Consider the following 20,352-nt stretch of genomic DNA (forward strand, 5'->3'; position numbering starts at 1 on the left):
ATGAGTAGCATTATTGGCAGAGCCAACTTATTGCTGACCACCTCCATAGGAGGTGGTGTTCATGCAAATATAAAAAACCCGCCGAAATGGCGGGTTTGTCATTTATAGCACGACCTGGAGCATGACTAAACTTACTGCTTATCCGGCAACGCGTAGGCAATAATGTAATCACCGCGATCCGGGGACTGACGTGCGCCACCCGCATTGATGATGATGTATTGTTTGCCCGTTTTCGGCGAAACATAGGTCATCGGGCCAGACTGACTACCCACCGGCAGACGGTCTTTCCAGATCTCTTTACCCGTCGCGGTATCAAACGCGCGCAGATAGAAATCCTGGGTACCCGCGAAAAACAGCAGGCCAGACTGCGTGGACAGCGATGCGCCCAGTGTCGGCATACCCACCGGAATTGGCATATGCATGCGAATACCCAGCGGGCCGGTGTCCTGAACGGTGCCTACCGGTACCTGCCACACCATTTTCCCGGAGGTCAGGTCGATAGCGGACATGGTCCCGAACGGGGGTTTCTGGCACGGAATGCCCAGCGGTGACAGGAAACGTTCACGCATGGCGCCAAACGGTGTGCCGTCCATCGGAACAATACCCATCTCGATACCACTGGCGTTTTTGGCGACGTTTTCACGCGGCACCATGTAGTTTGCCAGACCCAGACCCAGACGCATGTCGTTGACGAACATTAGGTTGTTTGTCGGGTCAACCGAGAAGCTGCCCCAGTTCATACCGCCAAGCGAACCCGGGAACTGCAGTGCGCGATCCAGCCCCGGCGGCGTAAAGACACCCTGATGTCGCATGCCTTTAAAGGCGATACGGCACATCAGCAGATCGATAGGCGTAGCACCCCACATGTCGGACTCTTTGAGGGTTTCATTACCGATCATCGGCATGCCCACAGAGTACGGCTGGGTAGGGGAATAACGTTCGCCTTTAATGTTACCGGCCGGAACCGGGCGTTCTTCAACCTTCGCCACCGGCTCGCCGGTTTCGCGGTTGAGCATAAAGATCATGCCCTGTTTGCTGGTCTGAACCAGTACCGGCGTGGTGCCGCCTTTGCCGTCAGGTAAGTCATACAGCAGCGGCTGCGACGGTAAGTCGAAATCCCACAGGTCGTGGTGAGTGGTCTGGAAATGCCAGCGCACGTCACCGGTTGTCGCGTCTACCGCCACAATCGATGAGCTGTATTTGTCATCCAGCGCAGTACGTTCACCTGCCCAGAAATCTGGCGTGGCGTTACCCGTCGGCAGATAGATCAGATTCAGTTTCGCGTCGTAAGACATGGCCGACCAGACGTTCGGCGTACCACGCGTGTAGGTCTGTCCTTCCGGCGGCAGGCCTTTCAGGTCCGGGTTGCCCGGATCCCACGCCCACGCCAGTTTACCGGTGTGGACATCATAGGCACGAACCACGCCCGGCGGTTCACCGGTGGAGAAGTTATCCGCCACGCGACCCCCCACTACAACGACATTGCCAGCGACCAGCGGGGTGGACGTTTGCTGGTAATAGCCCGGTTTGATATCGCCCATGCCGATGCTCAGATCAACGGTGCCTTTGTCACCAAAGTCTGCGCAAGGCTGGCCGTTGTCTGCATTAAGTGCCACCAGACGTGCGTCGGTGGTTGGCAGGAACAGGCGGCGCTCGCAGGCGGCAGGCTGTGTCTGTGCGGCTGGAGAGGCGGCCGTGCGTGACTCTTCGTAATACCCTAAGCCACGGCAGCGCTGCCAGTTTGGTGCCGTCGCTTTCGCGTCATAGCGCCATTTTTCTTTACCGGAATCCACATCCAGCGCCAGCACTTTGCTGTACGGGGTACAGACATACAGCGTATCGCCAATCTGCAGCGGCGTATTCTGGTCTTCTGCACCAGAGCCGTTGCTCTGCGGAATATCCCCGGTATGGGCAACCCAGGCGACCTGCAGCTTGTCGACATTCTGTTTGTTGATCTGGTCAAGTGCGGCAAAACGATCGCCGTGGGTGGTATTGCCCCAGTGCTTCCAGTCATGCTGTTCGCTGCCTGGCGCAACCGGTTTAACTGTGACGGATTCGGTCGGGGAAATCACATTCCAGGTTTTAAACATGCCGCCAACGCTGACCAGCAGCACAACGGCAAGGATCGCCGCGAGGCTAAACGCAGATTTGTTAACCGGTTTTGCCGTCTGCTGAGCGCGCATAAAAGGCCACTGCAGCGCAGCCAGAAATGCCAGCACGCCAAAGGTGAACAGGCGCGAGAACAGCGGCCAGAATGACCAGCCCGCGTCATAAATTGCCCAGATGATCGAAACGATAAAGCCCAGCGCATACAAAATGATGCCACCGGGACGATTTCTGAGGATGAGAATTGCGGAAATCAGCATCACGACGCCCATCGCGGTAAACCAGATGCTACCGCCTAATGTGATGAGTTTGATGCCAGGAATGCCGATTGCCAGACCGATGACGAGCATCAGAATGGCGAGAAGCCAGCGCAGAAGGGTAACCAGCCTGCGTGGGGTGCTGCCAGGTGCCATGTCCATCTCCTTAAAAACACCTACCATCCGGCACGCAATCGCGAACTGTGTACCAAATGGGTAACTGTTATAGAGGGGTATCGTTTTATTGCAGATTTAATTGCGTATATCCGCGTAAAAACTCACCGTTGCTATGGGTAATGAACCATTTGGTGAATTTGCGGATATGATAAATCTGTTAAATTGCTTGAAGCAATTGTTAATAAATAATATCGCATTATTTGAGAATTGGCCCGCACGCGGCGGGCCAGTAGGATCAGGCAATGCGCAGCGTATCGATACTCTGCGAAGGAGTGATGGTGACAGGAATGGATTTGGACGTCGGCGTTCCGGTGCCGTCGCCGTAGCGGGTCAGGGGAACCAGCGGGTTCGTTTCCGGATAATAGGCCGCAAGGTTACCGCGCGGGATGGCGTACGCCACAAGACGGAACCCTTCAACCTGGCGCGTAATGCCGTCTGTCGACAGGGTGGTAATGTCGACCCGATCGCCATCGTTCAGCCCCAGCGCCTGAATATCGTCCGGGTGCATAAACAGTACGTCGCGCTGCCCGTAAACGCCGCGATAGCGATCGTCCAGGCCGTAAATGGTGGTGTTGTATTGATCGTGTGAGCGTAATGTCTGTAACACAAAGGGTGCGCTAATCTCCGGGCAGACAGAATCCGGCAGTGGGGCACCGCTGAATTCCGCTTTACCGGATGGTGTGGCGAAGGTAAATGCTGCCGCCGCATTCCCCAGCCAGAAACCACCGGGTTCTTCGCAGCGTTCGTTAAAGTTCTGGAAGCCGGGGATAGTGGCGGCGATATGATCGCGGATCAGGTTGTAATCATCCGCTAATGCCAGCCAGTCCATTTTGCTGTTACCCAGTACCGCGTGGGCGATACTCGCAACAATCGCGGTTTCTGATTTTTGCGTCTTCGCCAGCGGCTTACCGATCCCTTCGGATGCATGCACCATGCTGAATGAGTCTTCCACCGTCACAAACTGACGGCCCGTGGCCTGCATGTCCTCTTCGGTACGCCCCAGAGTTGGCAGAATCAGCGACTGGGCACCCGGCATGAGATGGGTACGGTTGAGTTTGGTGCTGATATGCACGGTCAGGCCGCAGCGTTTGAGGGCTTCACAGGTCAGCGTGGTGTCCGGCGCGGCCGCCGCGAGGTTACCGCCCAGGGCGACCAGCACTTTCACTTCATCGCGCAGCATGGCCTGAATGGCCGCCACGGTGTGGTGCCCGGGGGCGCGCGGTGGCTCGAAATTAAAGTGTCGCGCCAGGCTGTCGAGCAGGGCGGCCGAGGGTTTTTCATCAATCCCCATGGTGCGGTTACCCTGCACATTACTGTGCCCGCGTACCGGGCACAGTCCTGCACCCGGTTTACCCAGATGGCCGCCAAGCAGTTGCAGGTTGACGATCTCACGGACCGTATCCAGCGAGTGTTTATGCTGGGTAATGCCCATCGCCCAGGTGCAAATCACCCGTTTAGCGTTCTGCCAGACGGCGGCGGCATCGCGTAATTGCTGCTCGCTCAGGCCGGATTGCACTTCAATGGTCAGCCAGTCGGTGGCATCGATTTGCGCAAACCAGGCCTCGATACCCGTGGTGTGTTGGGCGATAAAGGGGTCATCAAAAATACCGGGTTCGCCGTTCGCCAGACGCTGACGGTGGGTTTCCAGCAGCGCTTTCACCATCCCGCGCACGGCGGCCATATCGCCACCCAGATTCGGCTGGTAATAGGCGGAACTGATCGCCCCCGCCATTGAGGTGACCACTTCCAGCGGTTTTTGTGGATCGGCAAAACGTTCCAGGCCACGCTCGCGCAGGGTATTAAAGGTCACGATGCTTGCACCGTGATCGGCCGCGTGGCGCAGGCTGTGGAGCATACGTGGGTGGTTGGTGCTAGGGTTCTGCCCAAAGACGAAAATGGCGTCGGCCTGCTCAAAGTCGTTAAGATGGATGGTGCCTTTGCCCACGCCAATACTGCGTTTCAGCCCGGAACCGCTGGCTTCGTGGCACATGTTCGAACAGTCGGGGAAATTATTGGTGCCGACCATGCGGCCAAATAATTGATACAGATAAGAGGCTTCGTTACTGGCGCGACCGGAGGTATAGAGTTCCATCTGGTTCGGATGGTCCATCTCACGGATATGGCGACCGATCAGGTCAAAGGCATCACTCCAGCTCACCGGTTCGTAGTGGTCAGTTTGCGGGTTGTAGCGCAGTGGCTCGGTAATTCGGCCCTGATATTCAAGAAAATAGTCGCTCTGGCGATTGAGGGCGGCCACGCTGTGTTGTGCAAAGAAGCTGGCGTCAATCTGGCGGCGGGTTGCCTCCCAGGTCACCGCTTTCGCACCGTTTTCGCAGAAGCTGAAAGTGCTTTTATTGTCATCACCCCAGGCACAGCCGGGGCAGTCGAAACCACGAGCTTTGTTCATGCGCAGCAGGTTGCGCATGTTTTTAAGGGCATTTTTGCTGTCGATAACGAAGCGGGTTGTCGCTTCCAGGGAACCCAGTCCGCCGGCAGCGGCGCGATAGGGTTTTATGGCAGTTTTGAATTTCATGTGTTCTTCCGGACAGCGGATTGCTCTTGCGCAAACACTACGCCGCGTAACAACAACCCTTAATCAACAACTATCTTTTATCACACAATTAACAATAAGTTTACCATTTGCGCAACTGCCTGCGCCTGCCACGACCGGAGATTAATCCGGTACGGTTTTGCGAATGGCGTTGATCAGCGTCTGCACGCCAGCGGAGAGCGGGGCATCGACACGGGTAAGAATGCCGATAGGATCGCCCACGCCCGGCAGTGCGATCGGTAGCGCAGTGAGCGTACCGTCGCGAAGGTCATTCTTCACCGCGCCGGAAGGCACGAACCAGACGTAATCAAAATTCACCGTCAGTTGTCGCGATAACGACGCCGAGAGGGTTTCAATGCATCCGGTCGGCAGTTTGCAGCCCTGGCTTTGCAGCAGATCTTCGGTGTTCTGGCGCGGCACGGTGCCGGTTGGCAGCACGACGACCGGCCATTCCAGCACCCGGCTGAGCGTTACCGTGGTTTGCAACAACGGATGGTTCGGGCGAACCACCAGTTTCAGTGATTCCAGGAACAATAGTTCATAGGTCAGCCCGCTCATCAGTTCCGGGTCTGACATCCGGCCAATACCCACGTCCAGCTCGCCAGATTTTAGGCCCGCCAGCATCATCGGGTTATTGGTGGTGGCGACCTGAATGGTGATATCCGGCTGCTGCTTATGCACCTGGCCGATAACCGACGGCAGAATACCCAGCGCGGCGGTCGGTAGGGCGCCGACGCGGATGATGGCGTTGTTTTGCTCGGGCCTGTAGTTGAGCGACTGACCCGCAGTATTGAGCGCATCAAGCACCCGAACCGCATGGGTTAAAAATTGCTCGCCCACCAGGGTCAGTTGTGCGCCCAGACGACCGCGTTCAAACAGACGTGTTCCGGTCAGTTGTTCCAGCTCATTGAGCGTTTTGGACAGTGCTGGCTGGCTAAGGTTGAGGGTTTCCGCCGCGCGCCCCAGGGTTCCCTGTTGAGCGACGGCTACGAACGTATGCAGATGGCGCAAGCGAATGCGCTGAGAGAACAAACCATTTTTTTCCATAAGATGATGTAAAAGCGAAGCGATGTCCGTGGCAAGTAAAGTTGCTTAATTTTGTTAACTTGATAGCAAAACATTCTTAACATTTAATCTCCTTGAGTTACAAACAAATTTTGCCCGCACTGTGATGTCACCCGCATGTCTGTGGGGGTTTAAACATAATTTTTGGTTATGCAAATAGCCGTAAACACTACAATTTTGGTTTTCTGCCGCGATCACACTTCGTAAATTCTCTCCCTCGGGCCACGCCGGGCTTCTCTACACTCCAGGTAATACATACTGGAGGCATGACAATATGGCGAACACCATCACGGCTGATGAGATTCGGGAACAATTTTCGCAGGCAATGTCAGCGATGTATCAGCAGGAAGTTCCGCAGTACGGCACGTTGCTGGAGCTGGTCGCCGACGTCAATCTGGCCGTCCTTGAGAACAACCCGCGGTTGCATGAACAACTGGTCAATGCCGATGAACTGGCGCGACTCAACGTTGAACGCCACGGGGCAATTCGCGTGGGCAGTGCAGAGGAGTTATCAACGCTACGGCGCATGTTTGCGATTATGGGGATGTTTCCGGTGAGCTATTACGACCTGTCACAGGCAGGCGTGCCGGTACACTCCACCGCCTTTCGTCCCATCGATGACGCAGCCCTGGCGCGCAATCCGTTTCGCATCTTTACCTCGTTGTTGCGCCTCGAACTGATTGACGATGCGCAACTGCGTGATAAAGCCGCCGCCATCCTGCAACGTCGGGATATTTTCACACCGCGTTGCCGCGAGCTGATCGCCCTGCATGAGCAGAGCGGGGTGTTTACGTCCGGGCAGGCAAACGAATTTGTCAAAGAGGCGCTCGAAACCTTTCGCTGGCATCGCCATGCTACGGTGGATGCCCGGACATACCACGCGCTGCATAATGAGCACCGCCTGATTGCCGATGTGGTCTGCTTTCCCGGCTGCCATATTAACTATCTGACGCCGCGCACGCTGGATATTGACCGGGTGCAGGCGCTAATGCCGAAATACGGTATTGAGCCGAAAATCCTGATTGAAGGGCCACCGCGCCGTGACGTGCCGATATTACTGCGCCAGACCAGCTTTAAAGCGCTGGATGAGCCGGTGCTGTTTAACGGCGAGCAGGAGGGGACGCACACCGCGCGCTTTGGTGAAATTGAACAGCGCGGCATGGCGCTGACGCCGAAAGGCAGGGCGCTGTATGACCAACTATTAAACAAAGCCGACACCGGGAAAGACAACCTGACGCACCAGCTCCATTTACAGGAAGTGTTCCAGCCCTTCCCGGACAGCGAAATGCTGCTTCGTCGCCAGCAACTGGCCTATTTCCGCTACCGTCTGACCCCGTCCGGCGAGTCGCACCGCAAGGCTATTCGCCCCGGCGATGACCCGCAGCCGCTTATCGAGCGCGGTTGGGTAGTTGCGCAACCCATCATCTATGAAGATTTTCTCCCTGTCAGCGCCGCCGGGATCTTCCAGTCGAACCTCGGCAATGAAACCCAGCAGCGCAGCCACGGCAACGCCAGTAAACTGCGTTTTGAAGAGGCGCTGGGTTGTGAAGTGCTGGATGAGTTCACCCTGTATCAGCAGGCGGTGGAGCGCAGCAAACGACGTTGCGGTCTGTTATAAAAACGGTACTCTGCTACGGATATGAATAAACAGGATGTTGTCATGGAAAATCCTTCCGCCCCGATAGCAGAAACCCGCCACGGCACGCTTGTGGGTGTCACCGATACTGATTGCCTGGTCTGGCGAGGTATCCCGTACGCGGCACCGCCCGTTGGCCCATTACGCTGGCGGGCACCTCAGCCTGTCGAACCCAGGCAGGGGATCCGCGTTGCCGATACCTTTTCCGCCGCCAGCTGGCAAAACAGTGAAATTTGCGCGCAAATCGCCGGTGGCGATCCCGGACGGCTTTCCGAAGATTGTCTCTACCTGAATATCTGTACACCCGCAGTGCGTACTGCGCCGCTGCCGGTGATGGTCTGGTTGCACGGCGGCGGTTTTACCATGGGGGCGGGCGATCTGCCACCTTATGACGGGAAAGCGCTCGCCCGACGCGGCGTGGTGCTGGTGACGCTCAACTATCGCCTTGGCCATCTGGGCTTTTTCGCCCATCCGGCGTTACAGGGGGAAGAGGGCGAGACCGTATGCAATTTCGGCCTGCTTGATCAAATCGCCGCCCTGCGCTGGCTGAAAGACAATATTCATGCCTTCGGTGGCGATGCCCGCAATATCACGCTGTTTGGCGAATCGGCCGGGGGGCGCAGCGTGATGTCGCTGATGGCTTCGCCGCAGGCAAAGGGGCTGTTCCATAAAGCCATTATTCAGAGCAGCTATACCTTGCCAGATACCCCGCTCGAGCGCGCGCTGGAAAAAGGCATCGCCGTTGCCGAACATCTTGGCGTGCCCAACGCCAGCGCCGAGGATCTGCGTGCGATCCCTGCTGACGCTTTCTGCCCGTTGACCTCACCGCTGAAAATCGCCCCCGCGCCGATTTCCGGTGACAGCGTGCTGCCGAAGCCTGCGCTGGACGCTTTTTTCAGCACCACGCAGCATCCGATGCCGGTCATCGTGGGGTCGAACAGCGACGAAGCCAGCGTGATGGCCGAGTTTGGCGTCGATCTGGCCGGGCAAATTGATACGCTGCGTCGGGAGCAGCGTTTTGGTCTTGGGATCATCAAGCTGCTTTACCCTGGGGTGAAGGGCGATGAGGAGCTGGGGCGTCAGGTGTGCCGGGATATGGCCTTTACCTCACTGGGGCTGGTGGTTATGCAGGCGCAGCAGCGCGTCGGGCAGCCGTGCTGGCGCTACTGGTTTGATTACGTGGCTGAAGCCGAACATGACACCTACGCCAACGGTGCCTGGCATGGAAATGAAGTGCCGTATGTATTCGATAATATTATGCTGACCGATCCGGTACGCAGCTACGCCAATGAACGGGATCTGGCATTTGCCGCCAGCATCGCCGATTACTGGGTGCATTTTGCCCGCCACGCCAGTGTCACCTGCGATGCACTGCACGGGCCTGTGCGCTGGCAGGCGAGCATTAAAGGGCGCGACAGACTGCTGCGCATGGGACTGAATAAACATGCGGGTTTTCGTATGACAAATCGCTTTATGCGCGCCCGCCTGACGTTGTTTAAACGGGTGATGCGCCATCACGTCAAACTCGATTAATTTTCCAGCAAACCTGTGCGAAATGCCGCCAGACCGGCGGCATTATTTTGTGAAGCCCGCAGCACCAGGCGATAGCTCGCCCCGGTCTTAACGCTCTGTGCATAAGGGCGCATCAGGCGTCCGGCGCGAATATCCTCCGCCACCAGCGTTTCATCGGCAATCGCCACCCCCAGCCCCTGAATGGCCGCCGTGATCGCCAGATCCATGGTGTCGAAGTGTTGATTTTTTTTCATAACCCATTTCGCGCTGTCCTGTTTTGCCAGCCACAGGGACCAGTCGGTCTTGTCCCTTGTTGGATGCAGGAACGTCAAGTTATTGAGCGTTTCGCAGGCCGCAAATTGCGTGCTCATCACCGGGGTTAACGCTTCATCAAACAGCAGGTCACCCGCACTGAAATGGGTACCAAAGACGATGGCCGCGTCATAAGGTTCTGTTTTGAAGTTCACGCCATGATCGGTGGTGGTGGTTAGCGCCACCTGCAAATCCGGGCAGGCTTGCTCAAGGTGGATAAGACGTGGAACCAGCCAGCGCATCGCACAGGTTGGCGCCTTCAGACGGACCACCGTTTGCTGTGCCCGCGCCTGCCCGGCAATGGTTTGCAGATGCTCAAACGCCGCACGCAGCTCCGGTAGCAGGGCGCTGCCTTGGGGCGACAGCCGCAGACCGCGCGCATGACGCTCAAACAGCGGAAAACCAAACCACGCCTCCAGCGAGGCAATCTTGCGACTCACCGCGCCCTGCGTCAGGCATAACTCTTTTGCCGCATGGGTGAGGTTTAAATGGCGGGCGGTGACCAGGAAAGCGTCAATGGCGTTCAGCGGCAACGTACGGTTCGACATGGCGGCTCCAGCTATGCAATTTATTCATGGCTATTATGACAACAAATCGGTTGTGGACTCAACGCACTTTTATTTGAATGGTTATGCACTTTTAATGAGAAAGGATTAAGAATGACTTTGCGTACACCGGTGAAAACCCGCTCCAAATTACCCGACGTGGGTACGACCATTTTTACCGTTATTGGCCAGCTTTCCGCACAGCATAATGCGATTAACCTTTCTCAGGGCGCGCCCAATTTTTCCTGCGACCCGCAGCTGATTTCCAGCGTGACCCGGGCGATGCAGGCCGATCATAACCAGTATGCGTCGATGACGGGCTTACGCCCGCTTAAAGCGCGCATTGCCGAGAAAATTAGCGACCTCTACGGCACGCAGTACGATGTGGACAGCGAAATCCTGATCACCGCCAGCGCCAGCGAAGGCCTCTATTCAGCCATCAGCGGTCTGGTGCATCCGGGCGATGAGGTTATCTATTTCGAGCCGTCGTTCGACAGCTACGCGCCGATTGTTCGCCTGCAGGGGGCGACCCCTATCGCCATTAAACTCACTGTTCCCGATTTTGCGGTGAACTGGGATGAAGTTCGGGCAGCAATCACCCCGAAAACCCGGATGATCATCATCAATACGCCACATAACCCGAGCGGGCAGGTCTTCTGTGCAAATGACCTGCAACAGCTGGCGGCGCTGACGCGTAACACCGATATCGTGATTCTGTCCGATGAAGTGTATGAGCATGTGGTGTTTGACGGACAGCCGCACCACGGCATGGCGACGCACCCGCAGCTCGCTGAGCGCAGTGTGATCATTTCATCATTCGGTAAGACCTATCATGTGACGGGCTGGCGCGTGGGGTATTGCGTCGCGCCATCGGTGTTGATGGATGAAATTGTGAAGGTCCATCAGTTTTTGATGTTTTCCGCCGATACGCCAATGCAGTACGCTTTCGCCGAGCATATGACGGATCCGCAGACTTGGCTGTCGCTGTCGGCGTTTTATCAGCGCAAACGCGATCTGCTGCAAAAACTGTTGGCAGAATCGCCATTCCGTTTATTACCAAGCGCAGGTTCGTTTTTCCTGCTGGCGGATTACAGCCATTTCAGCGACGAGAGCGATAGCGAGATAGTGAAACGATTGATTATCGATTACGGCGTTGCCACCATTCCGTTATCGGCGTTTTACACTGATGGTACTGATAACAAATTGATTCGCCTCTCTTTTGCTAAAGACGAGGCGACACTCAGAGCAGGCGCGCAGGCCCTGTGTCGTGTTAAGCCACGCTAAGGAGCGTTAATTGTGAAATTGAAAGCACTCTTTCTGGGCATGGGCATGCTTTGCTCATTTTCTTCTTTCGCCGCAACTCAGCTTCGCTATGGCCTGGAAGCGGAATATCCGCCGTTTGAGAGCCGCAATGCTTCCGGGGAACTGGAAGGTTTTGATATCGATCTGGGCAAGGCCATCTGTAAAGCTGCAGAGCTGAAATGCACCTGGGTTGAAACCTCGTTTGATGCATTGATCCCCGGGCTGGTGGCGAAAAAATTTGATGCCATTAACTCGGCGATGAACATCACCGAAAAGCGTCGTGAAAGTATCGACTTTACCCAACCTATCTACCGCATTCCGTCTCAGCTGGTGGGGAAAGCAGAAGATGGCATGGAAGCGACGGCTGAAGGTCTGAAAGGCAAAACCATCGGCGTCTTGCAGGGTTCCATTCAGGAAACTTATGCAAAAGAGCACTGGGAGAAGCATGGTGTCACCGTGGTGTCTTATAAAGATCAGAATATGGCATGGGGTGATTTGCTGAATGGTCGTATTGACGCCTCGCTGGTGATGTCAGCGGCCGGGCAGGCAGGTTTCCTGAGCAAGCCGCAGGGTAAAGGGTTTGGCTTTATCGGCAAACCGGTATCTGACGATACGATCCTGGGCAGCGGCATCGGCTTTGGGTTGCGTAAAGGTGATGAGGCCACCAAAAAGCAACTCGACGCCGCGATTGATAAAGTACGTGCCGACGGCACCATCAAAACTCTGGCGGAGAAATACTTCCCGGGTATTGATGTTAGCGTCAGCGCTAAATAATAAGCCGACCTTTTGTGACCCCAGCCGTCGATGTCCGGATGGGGTCTTTTTATACCTAACTTTACCTGTAATTAAGTATCATCCCATCGACAAAAATATTTTCCGCTTTGCGCAGAATATCACTCGCCAACAATTGGATTCTCAATCAATTTTGTCTAGAGTGTGCGGTCATAACCGATAGCTTTTGCCGTGGTTTTGTTTTGTACAAAACCTCTTCTCACGACCATAAGGACGTATTCTCAGGCATGAACCGCAGACGTTTCATTAAAGCATCAATGGCGCTGGCCGCTACGTGCGGGACTTCCGGCTTTGCATCTCTGTTCTCCCGTGCGGCGTTTGCTGCAGATTCCGATATCGCCGATGGTCAGAGTCGTCGTTTCGATTTTTCCGTGCTGCAATCCATGGCGCATGACCTGGCTCAGCAGCCGTGGGGCGGCGCGCCGCGTCCTCTGCCGGATACTCTTGCCAACATGACACCGCAGGCTTACAACGCCATTCAGTACGATGCGCAGCACTCCCTGTGGAACAATGTTGAAGGCCGTCAGCTGGACGTGCAGTTCTTCCATATGGGGATGGGGTTCCGCCGCCGTGTGCGCATGTTCTCCCTTGACCCTTCGACCCAACAGGCGCGTGAGATTCATTTCCGTCCTGAATTGTTTAACTACCACGATGCGGGCGTCGACACGAAGCAGCTTGAAGGGCAGAGCGACCTCGGTTTTGCCGGATTCCGCGCCTTTAAAGCGCCTGAACTGGCGCGTCGCGACATCGTCTCGTTCCTGGGCGCCAGCTATTTCCGCGCGGTAGACAGTACCTACCAGTACGGCCTTTCCGCTCGTGGCGCGGCAATTGATACCTTTGCCGATACGCCGGAAGTGTTCCCGGATTTCACCGCGTTCTGGTTTGAAACCGCAAAAGCGTCTGACACCTCGTTTACGGTCTATACGCTGCTGGACAGCCCGAGCCTGACCGGGGCATACAAGTTTGTGATCCACTGCGAGCAGAGCCAGGTGATTATGGAGGTGGATAACCACCTGTATGCGCGCAAAGACATCAAACAGCTGGGCATCGCGCCGATGACGAGCATGTTCAGCTGTGGTAACAACGAACGCCGCGTGTGTGACACCATCCATCCGCAAATTCACGATTCCGACCGCTTGGCCATGTGGCGCGGTAACGGTGAGTGGGTGTGCCGTCCGCTGAATAACCCACAGAAACTGCAATTCAACGCCTTTATGGACAACAACCCGAAAGGCTTCGGTTTACTGCAGCTTGATCGCGACTTCTCGCACTATCAGGACGTGATGGGCTGGTATAACAAACGCCCAAGTTTGTGGGTCGAGCCGCGTAATAAATGGGGTAAAGGCAGCGTCGGGCTGATGGAAATCCCTACCACGGGTGAAACGCTGGATAACGTGGTGTGTTTCTGGCAGCCGGAAAAACCGGTGCGTGCTGGTGATGAGCTGGCGTTCCAGTATCGTCTGTACTGGAGCGCGATGCCGCCGGTGCGTTCACCGCTGGCGCGCGTTTACGCAACCCGTACCGGTATGGGCGGTTTCCCGGAAGGCTGGGCTCCGGGCGAACATTACCCGGAAAAATGGGCCCGCCGTTTTGCCATTGATTTTGTGGGTGGTGATCTCAAAGCCGCTGCGCCGAAGGGGATCGAGCCGGTCATTACCTTGTCTAACGGTGAAGCCAAACAGGTCGAAATCCTGTATGTTGAGCCTTTCGACGGCTACCGTATTCTGTTCGACTGGTACCCAACCTCCAATTCCACCGACCCGGTTGAAATGCGCCTGTTCCTGCGCTGTCAGGGCGATGCGATCAGTGAGACCTGGCTGTACCAGTATTTCCTGCCCGCGCCGGATAAACGCAACTACGTGGACGATCGCATCATGCGTTAAATCGGTCACCTCCCTCGCTGAGGGAGGTGCTGATACAAGGAGAGGTCATGGATTCCACCGACAGCTTGATCGTTGTGAACGATCATCTGGCATTGCATGCCATTGATGAGCGCTTTGTGCACGATCTGCACCAGTTGATCGTGAAAAACCGTGAATGGCTACAGCACTACCTGGACTGGCCGCAGTATGTTCGCTCGGTGGAACAAACCCGGCAAACAGCGCAGAGCAACATCATCCTGCACGAGCGTGGCTACGCCAAAATGTTCATGATCCTCGAAGATAACGTGCTGGTGGGCGTACTCTCCTTTAACTCCATCGAGCCGACCAATAAAACCGGTTATATCGGTTACTGGCTGGATCAGGACAAAGAAGGCAAGGGCATTATTTCTACCTGCCTGCAGGCGTTCATGATGTTTTATGCCCATCGTGGGGATATCCGCCGTTTTGTGATTAAATGCCGCGTCGCCAACGAGGCCAGCAACCGTGTGGCACTGCGTAACGGTTTTATCCTCGAAGGCTGCCTGCGCCAGGCGGAGTTCCTGAACGGCGGTTTTTACGACCAGAACATCTACGGTCAGATCATCGATCGCTTCTTATAGCAGTCCGGCTAATGGCGTGCGGGTAATATACTGCGCGCCATTAATCACCTTGTGCCCGCGCAGCAAAATACTGTCACCCTCCGGAGCTTCCACCACCGCGTCATCGGTGATTTCAATATGGTGCTCGATCAGCACATTGCCTTTGATACGCGCATTGCCCTGAATCACCACTTTTTCATCCAGCAAAATCGGCCCGCCGATTAAGTGCGCATTGCCGCCGACCAGCACGTGATGTTTGAGCACGCAGTTACCTTCGACCGTCGCATTTTCTGCCACCTGTGCGCTGTAGCGCAGCGTGGGAATGGCGTCTTCTTCGGTTCCGGCCACCAGTCGCGCTTTGCCGTAGACTTTGGCGCAGTCACACACCCAGAAATCATTTTCCTCATTGCCTTCGAGGATGGCGAAATCAAATACTTCGGCCCGATGTTCAATAAAGGCGTGATTGACGATAGCGTCACCGTAAATTTGCGCCTGATGCACCACGCGCGAGCAGGTGACGGTGGCCCGGTCGTAGACTTGCAAAATTTGCTGGTTGTCCGGCGTCAGCCCCTGCGCTGCGATGATTTCGCAGCCGTGTAAAATACGCGCATTACCGAACAGGTGGCAGACGCCACGTACGGTCGACGCCTGAACCGTGACGTTGTCACTTAATCTCGCACCATGACTCAGCTCGGCAGCATCTATCCAGCTGTTATCGCCAATTTCAACACCATGACAAGCAAGGCAAGACTGCGTCAGACGGGCATCGCCGCGCACATGACTATTGGCAAACACCATGCTGTTCACATCGTAGATCCAGCAGTTTCCCGTCTGCGACAGGGCGTTTTCGTCGTCCACCCAGCCGCCGGCGGTGCCTGCCGTCACATCGCTAAAATCCCGTAACGCAATAATCTGGCGCAGGGTGACCTTCTGTTTTTCGCCGTTAATCTCATAACTGAACGCACGGCGCTCATCACTGAGTCGGTATTTATTCATTAGTTGCTTCCGTTAATTCCCCACGATAAACGTAGCAAACTTTGCGATACTGGCTATTCAGGATGAAAAAACATAAAATGCATTTTAAATGCAGCTTATTAAATATGGGCCTACGCGTGGGGAATCTGAGGAAGAATAATGACGACGTTTGATGAGAACTATTTTACTGAGAAATATGGACTGACCCGCACCCATTCCGATGTGCTTTTTGCCACACAGTTCGTGAAGCCGGGTAAAACGCTGGATCTCGGCTGTGGCAACGGGCGTAATAGTCTTTACCTGGCGGCCAACGGCTTTGATGTGACGGCATGGGATAAAAATGCCATGAGCATCAACAATATTGAGACCATTTGCAAGGCCGAAGCGCTGAACAATCTGCATGCCTCGGTTGCCGACCTGAATGCGCTCACTTTTGAGGGCGAATACGATTTTATTCTCTCAACCGTAGTGATGATGTTCCTTGAGCCGCAGACCATTCCGGGGCTGATCGCCAATATGCAGCGTTGCACGAAAGCGGGGGGCTACAACCTGATCGTGGCAGCGATGGATACGGCTGATTTCCCGTGCACCGTCGGTTTCCCGTTTGCCTTTAAAGAGAATGAACTGCGTGATTACTACGCGGGATGGGCGCTGGAAAAATATAACGAAGACGTCGGTGAGCTGCACCGCACCGACGCCAACGGCAATCGTATCAAACTGCGTTTTGCGACCTTACTGGCGCGTAAAGCTTAACGCGCGGTCAGCAGACACAATTGCAGCGCAACCTTGTAAGAGGCCTCGAACGATTTCACCGGCAGAAACTCAAACTGCGAGTGGAAATTGTGTGCGCCGGTAAAGAAGTTCGGGGTTAACAATCCTTTTGCCGACAGCGCCGCGCCGTCCGTGCCCCCGCGCATCGGCGTGGGTTTAGGGGTAATCCCCAGCGTGGTCATGGCCTCGAAAAGCAAATCAATGGCGCGTTTATCTTCGCCAATTGCGTTACTGATATTGCTGTAGATATCGCTGATGCTGTACTCCACTTTTGCAGTGGGGTATTGCGCGGCGATTTTTTTTGCGACGTCGGCAATCTGCGTTTTGCGGCGCGCAAAGCTCTCTTTATCGAAGTCACGAATACTGGCGCTGAGATGCGCATGTCCCTGAACCGCTTCCATCCCGTTAAACCAGACATAGCCTTCACGGCCTTCGGTGTGCTCTGGGGTTTCCAGACGATCGAAATGGCTGATGTAATCCATCGCCATCAGCAGCGGGTTAACCAGCACGCCTTTTGCCGACATCGGGTGCGCGGTGACGCCGGTGAAGTGGATGGACGCCGAGGCGGCATTGAAGTTTTCAAACACAATCTCGCCTTTTTCGCAGCAGTCGATAGTCCAGGCAAAATCAACATCGAAGCGTTTGAGATCCAGCGCTTTCGCCCCACGCAGGCCCACTTCTTCATCCGGCACAAAGGCTACCACGATATCGCCGTGTTGCAGTTCTGACGTCAGATTTTCCAGCAAGGTCATCACCACCGTGACGGCGGCTTTGTTGTCAGCCCCCAGTACGCTGGTGCCGTCGCTGAAAATGATCTCTTCACCGGGATAGGCGTTAATTTCCGGGTGTTCTTCCACCCGCAGCCAGATATCTTTGCTGGCATTCAGGCAGAGATCTTCACCCTCAAAACGCAGAATTTGCGGATGAATATCCGGTGATAGTCCCACGTCTACGGTGTCGATATGGGTGATAAAACCGATACGCGGCGCGCCCGGCACATTGCCTTTTTTCACGGCGGTTACCGTGGCGTGTTCATCGAGCACAATGTCGTCCAGACCCAGCGTTTGCAGCTCTTGCGCCAGTGCGCGCGCCATGTCGAATTGGCCTGGCGTGGTCGGTAATGTCGTCGCGGCAGCGTCGCTTTGGCTGGTGATAGCAAGATAGCGAAACAAGCGTTGCGTTAATTGACTGGCGAGGGGCGATGTCATAGTGATTCCTTCTTTATTTGACTTATCAGGTGCTTACAATATGACTTTAATGTTATTTATGAAAGCGCAAACAACAAGCACTATTTGGCACATGGAAAGAAAACGACAGGAAAAACTATGACTAGAAAACAGACAACAGTTGCACTGGCCTTGCTGGCCCTGGCAGTGAGTTCCTCTGTGGCAGCGAAAACACTGGTCTACTGTTCAGAAGGAAGCCCTGAGAATTTCAACCCTCAACTCTACACCTCGGGAACCAGCGTCGACGCCAGCGCGGTACCGGTTTATAATCGTCTCGTCGATTTTAAAGCCGGGACAACCGAACTCCAGCCAAGCCTCGCAGAGAGCTGGGATGTCAGCGAAGACGGCAAGGTTTATACCTTCCATCTGCGCAAAGGGGTGAAGTTTCAGAGCAATAAATACTTTACACCGACGCGCGATTTTAATGCTGACGACGTGATTTTCTCGTTCATGCGCCAAAAAGATCCGAAGCATCCTTACCATAACGTCTCCAACGGCAACTACTCCAATTTCGAAAGTCTGGAATTTGGCAAGCTGATCACCGCCATCGACAAGATAGACGACAACACTGTGCGCTTTACCCTGGCCCACCCTGAAGCGCCTTTTGTGCCTGACCTGGCCTGGTACTTTGCTTCGATTTTATCGGCCGAATACGCCGATGCGATGCTGAAAGCCGGGACGCCGGAGCGAGTGGATATGGAGCCTGTCGGGACCGGTCCGTTCAGACTTGCCCAGTACCAGAAAGATTCGCGCATTCTGTTTACCGCCTTCCCGGAATACTGGCAGGGTAAAGCGAAAATCGACCGTCTGGTGTTCAGCATCACGCCGGATGCGTCGGTACGCCTCGCCAAGATCGAGAAAAACGAATGTCAGGTGATGCCGTTCCCGAACCCGGCGGATTTGCCGCACCTGAAAGAGAACAAAGACATCACGCTGATGAGCAAATCCGGGCTGAATACCGGTTTCCTGGCGTTTAACACGCAAAAAGCGCCGCTCGATAACGTCAAAGTGCGTCAGGCGCTGGCGATGGCCATTAACAAGCCGGCCATTATCAATGCCGTGTTCCAGGGCACCGGAACGGCAGCGAAAAACCTCTTACCGCCAGGTGTGTGGAGTGCGGACAGCGAATTGCAGGATTACGCCTACGATCCTGAAAAAGCCAAAGCGTTGCTGAAAGAAGCGGGGCTGCCGGAAGGCACCACCATCGACTTGTGGGCGATGCCGGTCCAGCGCCCTTATAACCCGAATGCAAAACGCATGGCAGAGATGATTCAGGCCGACTGGGCGAAAGTGGGGGTCAATGCGAAAATTGTCACCTACGAATGGGGTGAATATTTAAAACGGGTGAAAGGCGGCGAGCATCAGGCGGCGCTGATGGGCTGGACAACGGCGACGGGTGACCCGGATAACTTCTTCGGGCCGCTGTTTACCTGCCAGTCTGCCAACGGCGGTTCCAACTCCTCGAAATGGTGTTATCAGCCGTTTGATAAAATCATCGCTGAAGCGAAATCGATAACCGATCACGATAAACGCGTGGCGTTGTATAAAGAGGCCCAGCAGATGATGCACGATCAAATACCGGCGGTGATGATTGCGCACTCCACTATTTTCGAGCCGGTACGTAATGACGTAAAAGGCTATGAAGTCGACCCGTTCGGTAAACATATTTTCTACCAGGTCGATATCAATAAATAATCAGGCGCGCCGGTGTGTTGCATCGGCGCATAGCGCATTGATTTTGGTCGTTAATATTTTATTTTTCTAAAATTTGAGCCCGTCAGCTTTTTTACCTCATCACTGTAGCCGGTTGTTTGCTATAACTTTTAAGGCATCTACAAACTCAAAGGGAACGTCCATGCGTGCTGTATTTAAAGTTGCAGTGCTTGCTGGCCTGATTGCGTTATCAGGCTGTGCCTCAAAAGTCACTCAGCCTGAGCAATATTCCGACTTCTTAAAAGATTATTCCAACTTACAACAAACAACATCCGCAAGCGGTAAACCCGTGTTGCGCTGGGTTGATCCTTCATTTGATCTGAATAAATACGACAGCATTGTTTACCACCCAGTTACCTATTATCCGGTGGCAAAACCGACCAGCCAGGTCAATCAGCAAACGCTTGACGGGTTGCTGGCTTATACGAACACCAAATTGAAAGCGGCTGCCGCGCAGCGCAAACCACTGGTAACCTCTCCGGGTGCGCATAGCTTGATTTTCCGCGGTGCGATTACTGGCGTGGACAGCAGCAAACAGGGCCTGCAGTTCTATGAAGTGATCCCGGTTGCGATGGTGATTGCTGGTACGCAGGCGGCGACGGGTCACCGCACCATGGATACGCATCTCTTTTTCGAAGGTGAGCTGATTGATGCCGCGACCAATAAACCGGTCATCAAAGTGGTACGTCAGGGCGAGGGCAAAAGCCTGAGCAACGAAAACGCGCCGTTGACGGTGGATACGCTGAAACAGGTTATTGATAACATGGCGACCGATGCCACCATGTTTGATGTGTCCAAAAAATGAAAACATCAGCGCCATCCCTGCGGATGGCGCTTTTTTTGTGCACAAAAAACCCCCAGCTAGGCTGGGGGGTCCGGAAAGCTTTCAGCTTTAAGCCAGTTATCAAAACCCCTTTTGATTTGTTAAAACATCTTGCGGTCTGGCAACTG

The 20,352-nt window shown here is 54.9% G+C and carries 15 protein-coding genes; 9 read left to right on the plus strand and 6 right to left on the minus strand.

All coding sequences use genetic code 11. From position 1 onward, the window contains the following. Nucleotides 1–131: 131 nt before the first annotated feature. From ACSZPU_RS13435 to ACSZPU_RS13445, 3 genes are all read right to left on the minus strand, one after another. A complete protein-coding gene (locus tag ACSZPU_RS13435; RefSeq protein ID WP_498999516.1) occupies nt 132–2,519 on the minus strand; it encodes a glucose/quinate/shikimate family membrane-bound PQQ-dependent dehydrogenase in 2,388 nt (795 codons plus the stop codon). 256 nt (nt 2,520–2,775) lie between these two features. Beyond that, nucleotides 2,776–5,073: an FdhF/YdeP family oxidoreductase gene (locus tag ACSZPU_RS13440; RefSeq protein WP_498999518.1), complete on the minus strand. Its 2,298-nt coding sequence runs from the start codon at nt 5,071–5,073 to the stop codon at nt 2,776–2,778. Nucleotides 5,074–5,214: 141 nt separating this feature from the next. Beyond that, the gene (locus tag ACSZPU_RS13445; protein WP_498999521.1) at nt 5,215–6,138 is read right to left on the minus strand and encodes a LysR substrate-binding domain-containing protein; all 924 of its coding nucleotides are present in this window, start codon (nt 6,136–6,138) and stop codon (nt 5,215–5,217) included. A gap of 292 nt (nt 6,139–6,430) precedes the next feature. On the opposite strand from ACSZPU_RS13445, the gene hglS reads away from it, so the two are divergent. Together hglS and ACSZPU_RS13455 are read left to right on the plus strand one after the other, a co-directional pair. Beyond that, nucleotides 6,431–7,774, plus strand: coding sequence for a 2-oxoadipate dioxygenase/decarboxylase HglS (gene hglS / locus ACSZPU_RS13450; protein ID WP_498999524.1), 1,344 nt, complete (start codon nt 6,431–6,433; stop codon nt 7,772–7,774). Between the two features lie 42 nt (nt 7,775–7,816). Then, nucleotides 7,817–9,325, plus strand: coding sequence for a carboxylesterase/lipase family protein (locus ACSZPU_RS13455; RefSeq protein ID WP_498999527.1), 1,509 nt, complete (start codon nt 7,817–7,819; stop codon nt 9,323–9,325). On the opposite strand, the gene ACSZPU_RS13460 is transcribed toward ACSZPU_RS13455, so the two are convergent. Continuing rightward, nucleotides 9,322–10,164, minus strand: coding sequence for a LysR family transcriptional regulator (locus tag ACSZPU_RS13460; RefSeq protein WP_498999530.1), 843 nt, complete (start codon nt 10,162–10,164; stop codon nt 9,322–9,324). The two genes, ACSZPU_RS13455 and ACSZPU_RS13460, sit on opposite strands and share 4 nt — an antisense overlap. Nucleotides 10,165–10,275: 111 nt before the next feature. On the opposite strand from ACSZPU_RS13460, the gene ACSZPU_RS13465 reads away from it, so the two are divergent. The 4 genes from ACSZPU_RS13465 to rimL all read left to right on the plus strand — a co-directional run bounded on the left by ACSZPU_RS13465 (nt 10,276) and on the right by rimL (nt 14,737). After that, complete coding sequence (locus ACSZPU_RS13465; RefSeq protein ID WP_498999533.1) at nt 10,276–11,445, plus strand: pyridoxal phosphate-dependent aminotransferase; 1,170 nt, start codon at nt 10,276–10,278, stop codon at nt 11,443–11,445. A gap of 12 nt (nt 11,446–11,457) precedes the next feature. After that, the gene (locus tag ACSZPU_RS13470) at nt 11,458–12,237 is read left to right on the plus strand and encodes a transporter substrate-binding domain-containing protein (protein ID WP_498999535.1); all 780 of its coding nucleotides are present in this window, start codon (nt 11,458–11,460) and stop codon (nt 12,235–12,237) included. Nucleotides 12,238–12,482: 245 nt separating this feature from the next. After that, on the plus strand, nt 12,483–14,138 hold the full coding sequence (locus ACSZPU_RS13475) for a glucan biosynthesis protein D (protein ID WP_498999538.1): 1,656 nt from the start codon (nt 12,483–12,485) through the stop codon (nt 14,136–14,138). Between the two features lie 47 nt (nt 14,139–14,185). After that, complete coding sequence (gene rimL / locus ACSZPU_RS13480; protein ID WP_498999539.1) at nt 14,186–14,737, plus strand: 50S ribosomal protein L7/L12-serine acetyltransferase; 552 nt, start codon at nt 14,186–14,188, stop codon at nt 14,735–14,737. Here the strand turns inward: rimL and ydcK are convergent. Continuing rightward, entirely contained in the window at nt 14,732–15,712 is a 981-nt protein-coding gene (gene ydcK, locus ACSZPU_RS13485; RefSeq protein ID WP_498999542.1) for a YdcK family protein, read from the minus strand. The two genes, rimL and ydcK, sit on opposite strands and share 6 nt — an antisense overlap. A gap of 138 nt (nt 15,713–15,850) precedes the next feature. On the opposite strand from ydcK, the gene tehB reads away from it, so the two are divergent. Continuing rightward, complete coding sequence (gene tehB, locus ACSZPU_RS13490) at nt 15,851–16,444, plus strand: tellurite resistance methyltransferase TehB (RefSeq protein WP_498999545.1); 594 nt, start codon at nt 15,851–15,853, stop codon at nt 16,442–16,444. Here tehB and pepT read toward each other — a convergent pair. After that, nucleotides 16,441–17,670 carry a peptidase T gene (gene pepT / locus ACSZPU_RS13495; protein ID WP_498999547.1) on the minus strand — a complete coding sequence of 410 codons (1,230 nt, stop codon included), beginning with the start codon at nt 17,668–17,670 and terminating at the stop codon, nt 16,441–16,443. The genes tehB and pepT overlap by 4 nt on opposite strands. 117 nt (nt 17,671–17,787) lie before the next feature. Between pepT and ACSZPU_RS13500 the strand changes: the two genes are divergently transcribed. Both ACSZPU_RS13500 and ACSZPU_RS13505 read left to right on the plus strand, forming a co-directional pair. Then, entirely contained in the window at nt 17,788–19,383 is a 1,596-nt protein-coding gene (locus tag ACSZPU_RS13500) for an ABC transporter substrate-binding protein (RefSeq protein WP_498999550.1), read from the plus strand. Nucleotides 19,384–19,543: 160 nt separating this feature from the next. Next, nucleotides 19,544–20,206, plus strand: a complete 663-nt coding sequence (locus ACSZPU_RS13505; RefSeq protein ID WP_498999553.1) for a DUF3313 domain-containing protein — start codon at nt 19,544–19,546, stop codon at nt 20,204–20,206. Nucleotides 20,207–20,352: the final 146 nt, after the last annotated feature.

This window comes from Phytobacter sp. V69 (genome assembly GCF_965644215.1).
Lineage (GTDB): Bacteria > Pseudomonadota > Gammaproteobacteria > Enterobacterales > Enterobacteriaceae > Phytobacter.

What these genes read in the sequence shown, in the direction of transcription:
- ACSZPU_RS13440 (WP_498999518.1), bottom strand. Translation starts at nt 5,073, where the DNA reads ATGAAATTCAAAACTGCCATAAAACCCTATCGCGCCGCTGCCGGCGGA.
- ACSZPU_RS13475 (WP_498999538.1), top strand. Translation starts at nt 12,483, where the DNA reads ATGAACCGCAGACGTTTCATTAAAGCATCAATGGCGCTGGCCGCTACG.
- pepT (WP_498999547.1), bottom strand. Translation starts at nt 17,670, where the DNA reads ATGACATCGCCCCTCGCCAGTCAATTAACGCAACGCTTGTTTCGCTAT.
- ACSZPU_RS13435 (WP_498999516.1), bottom strand. Translation starts at nt 2,519, where the DNA reads ATGGCACCTGGCAGCACCCCACGCAGGCTGGTTACCCTTCTGCGCTGG.
- ACSZPU_RS13505 (WP_498999553.1), top strand. Translation starts at nt 19,544, where the DNA reads ATGCGTGCTGTATTTAAAGTTGCAGTGCTTGCTGGCCTGATTGCGTTA.
- ydcK (WP_498999542.1), bottom strand. Translation starts at nt 15,712, where the DNA reads ATGAATAAATACCGACTCAGTGATGAGCGCCGTGCGTTCAGTTATGAG.
- ACSZPU_RS13465 (WP_498999533.1), top strand. Translation starts at nt 10,276, where the DNA reads ATGACTTTGCGTACACCGGTGAAAACCCGCTCCAAATTACCCGACGTG.
- rimL (WP_498999539.1), top strand. Translation starts at nt 14,186, where the DNA reads ATGGATTCCACCGACAGCTTGATCGTTGTGAACGATCATCTGGCATTG.
- tehB (WP_498999545.1), top strand. Translation starts at nt 15,851, where the DNA reads ATGACGACGTTTGATGAGAACTATTTTACTGAGAAATATGGACTGACC.
- ACSZPU_RS13455 (WP_498999527.1), top strand. Translation starts at nt 7,817, where the DNA reads ATGGAAAATCCTTCCGCCCCGATAGCAGAAACCCGCCACGGCACGCTT.
- hglS (WP_498999524.1), top strand. Translation starts at nt 6,431, where the DNA reads ATGGCGAACACCATCACGGCTGATGAGATTCGGGAACAATTTTCGCAG.
- ACSZPU_RS13445 (WP_498999521.1), bottom strand. Translation starts at nt 6,138, where the DNA reads ATGGAAAAAAATGGTTTGTTCTCTCAGCGCATTCGCTTGCGCCATCTG.
- ACSZPU_RS13500 (WP_498999550.1), top strand. Translation starts at nt 17,788, where the DNA reads ATGACTAGAAAACAGACAACAGTTGCACTGGCCTTGCTGGCCCTGGCA.
- ACSZPU_RS13460 (WP_498999530.1), bottom strand. Translation starts at nt 10,164, where the DNA reads ATGTCGAACCGTACGTTGCCGCTGAACGCCATTGACGCTTTCCTGGTC.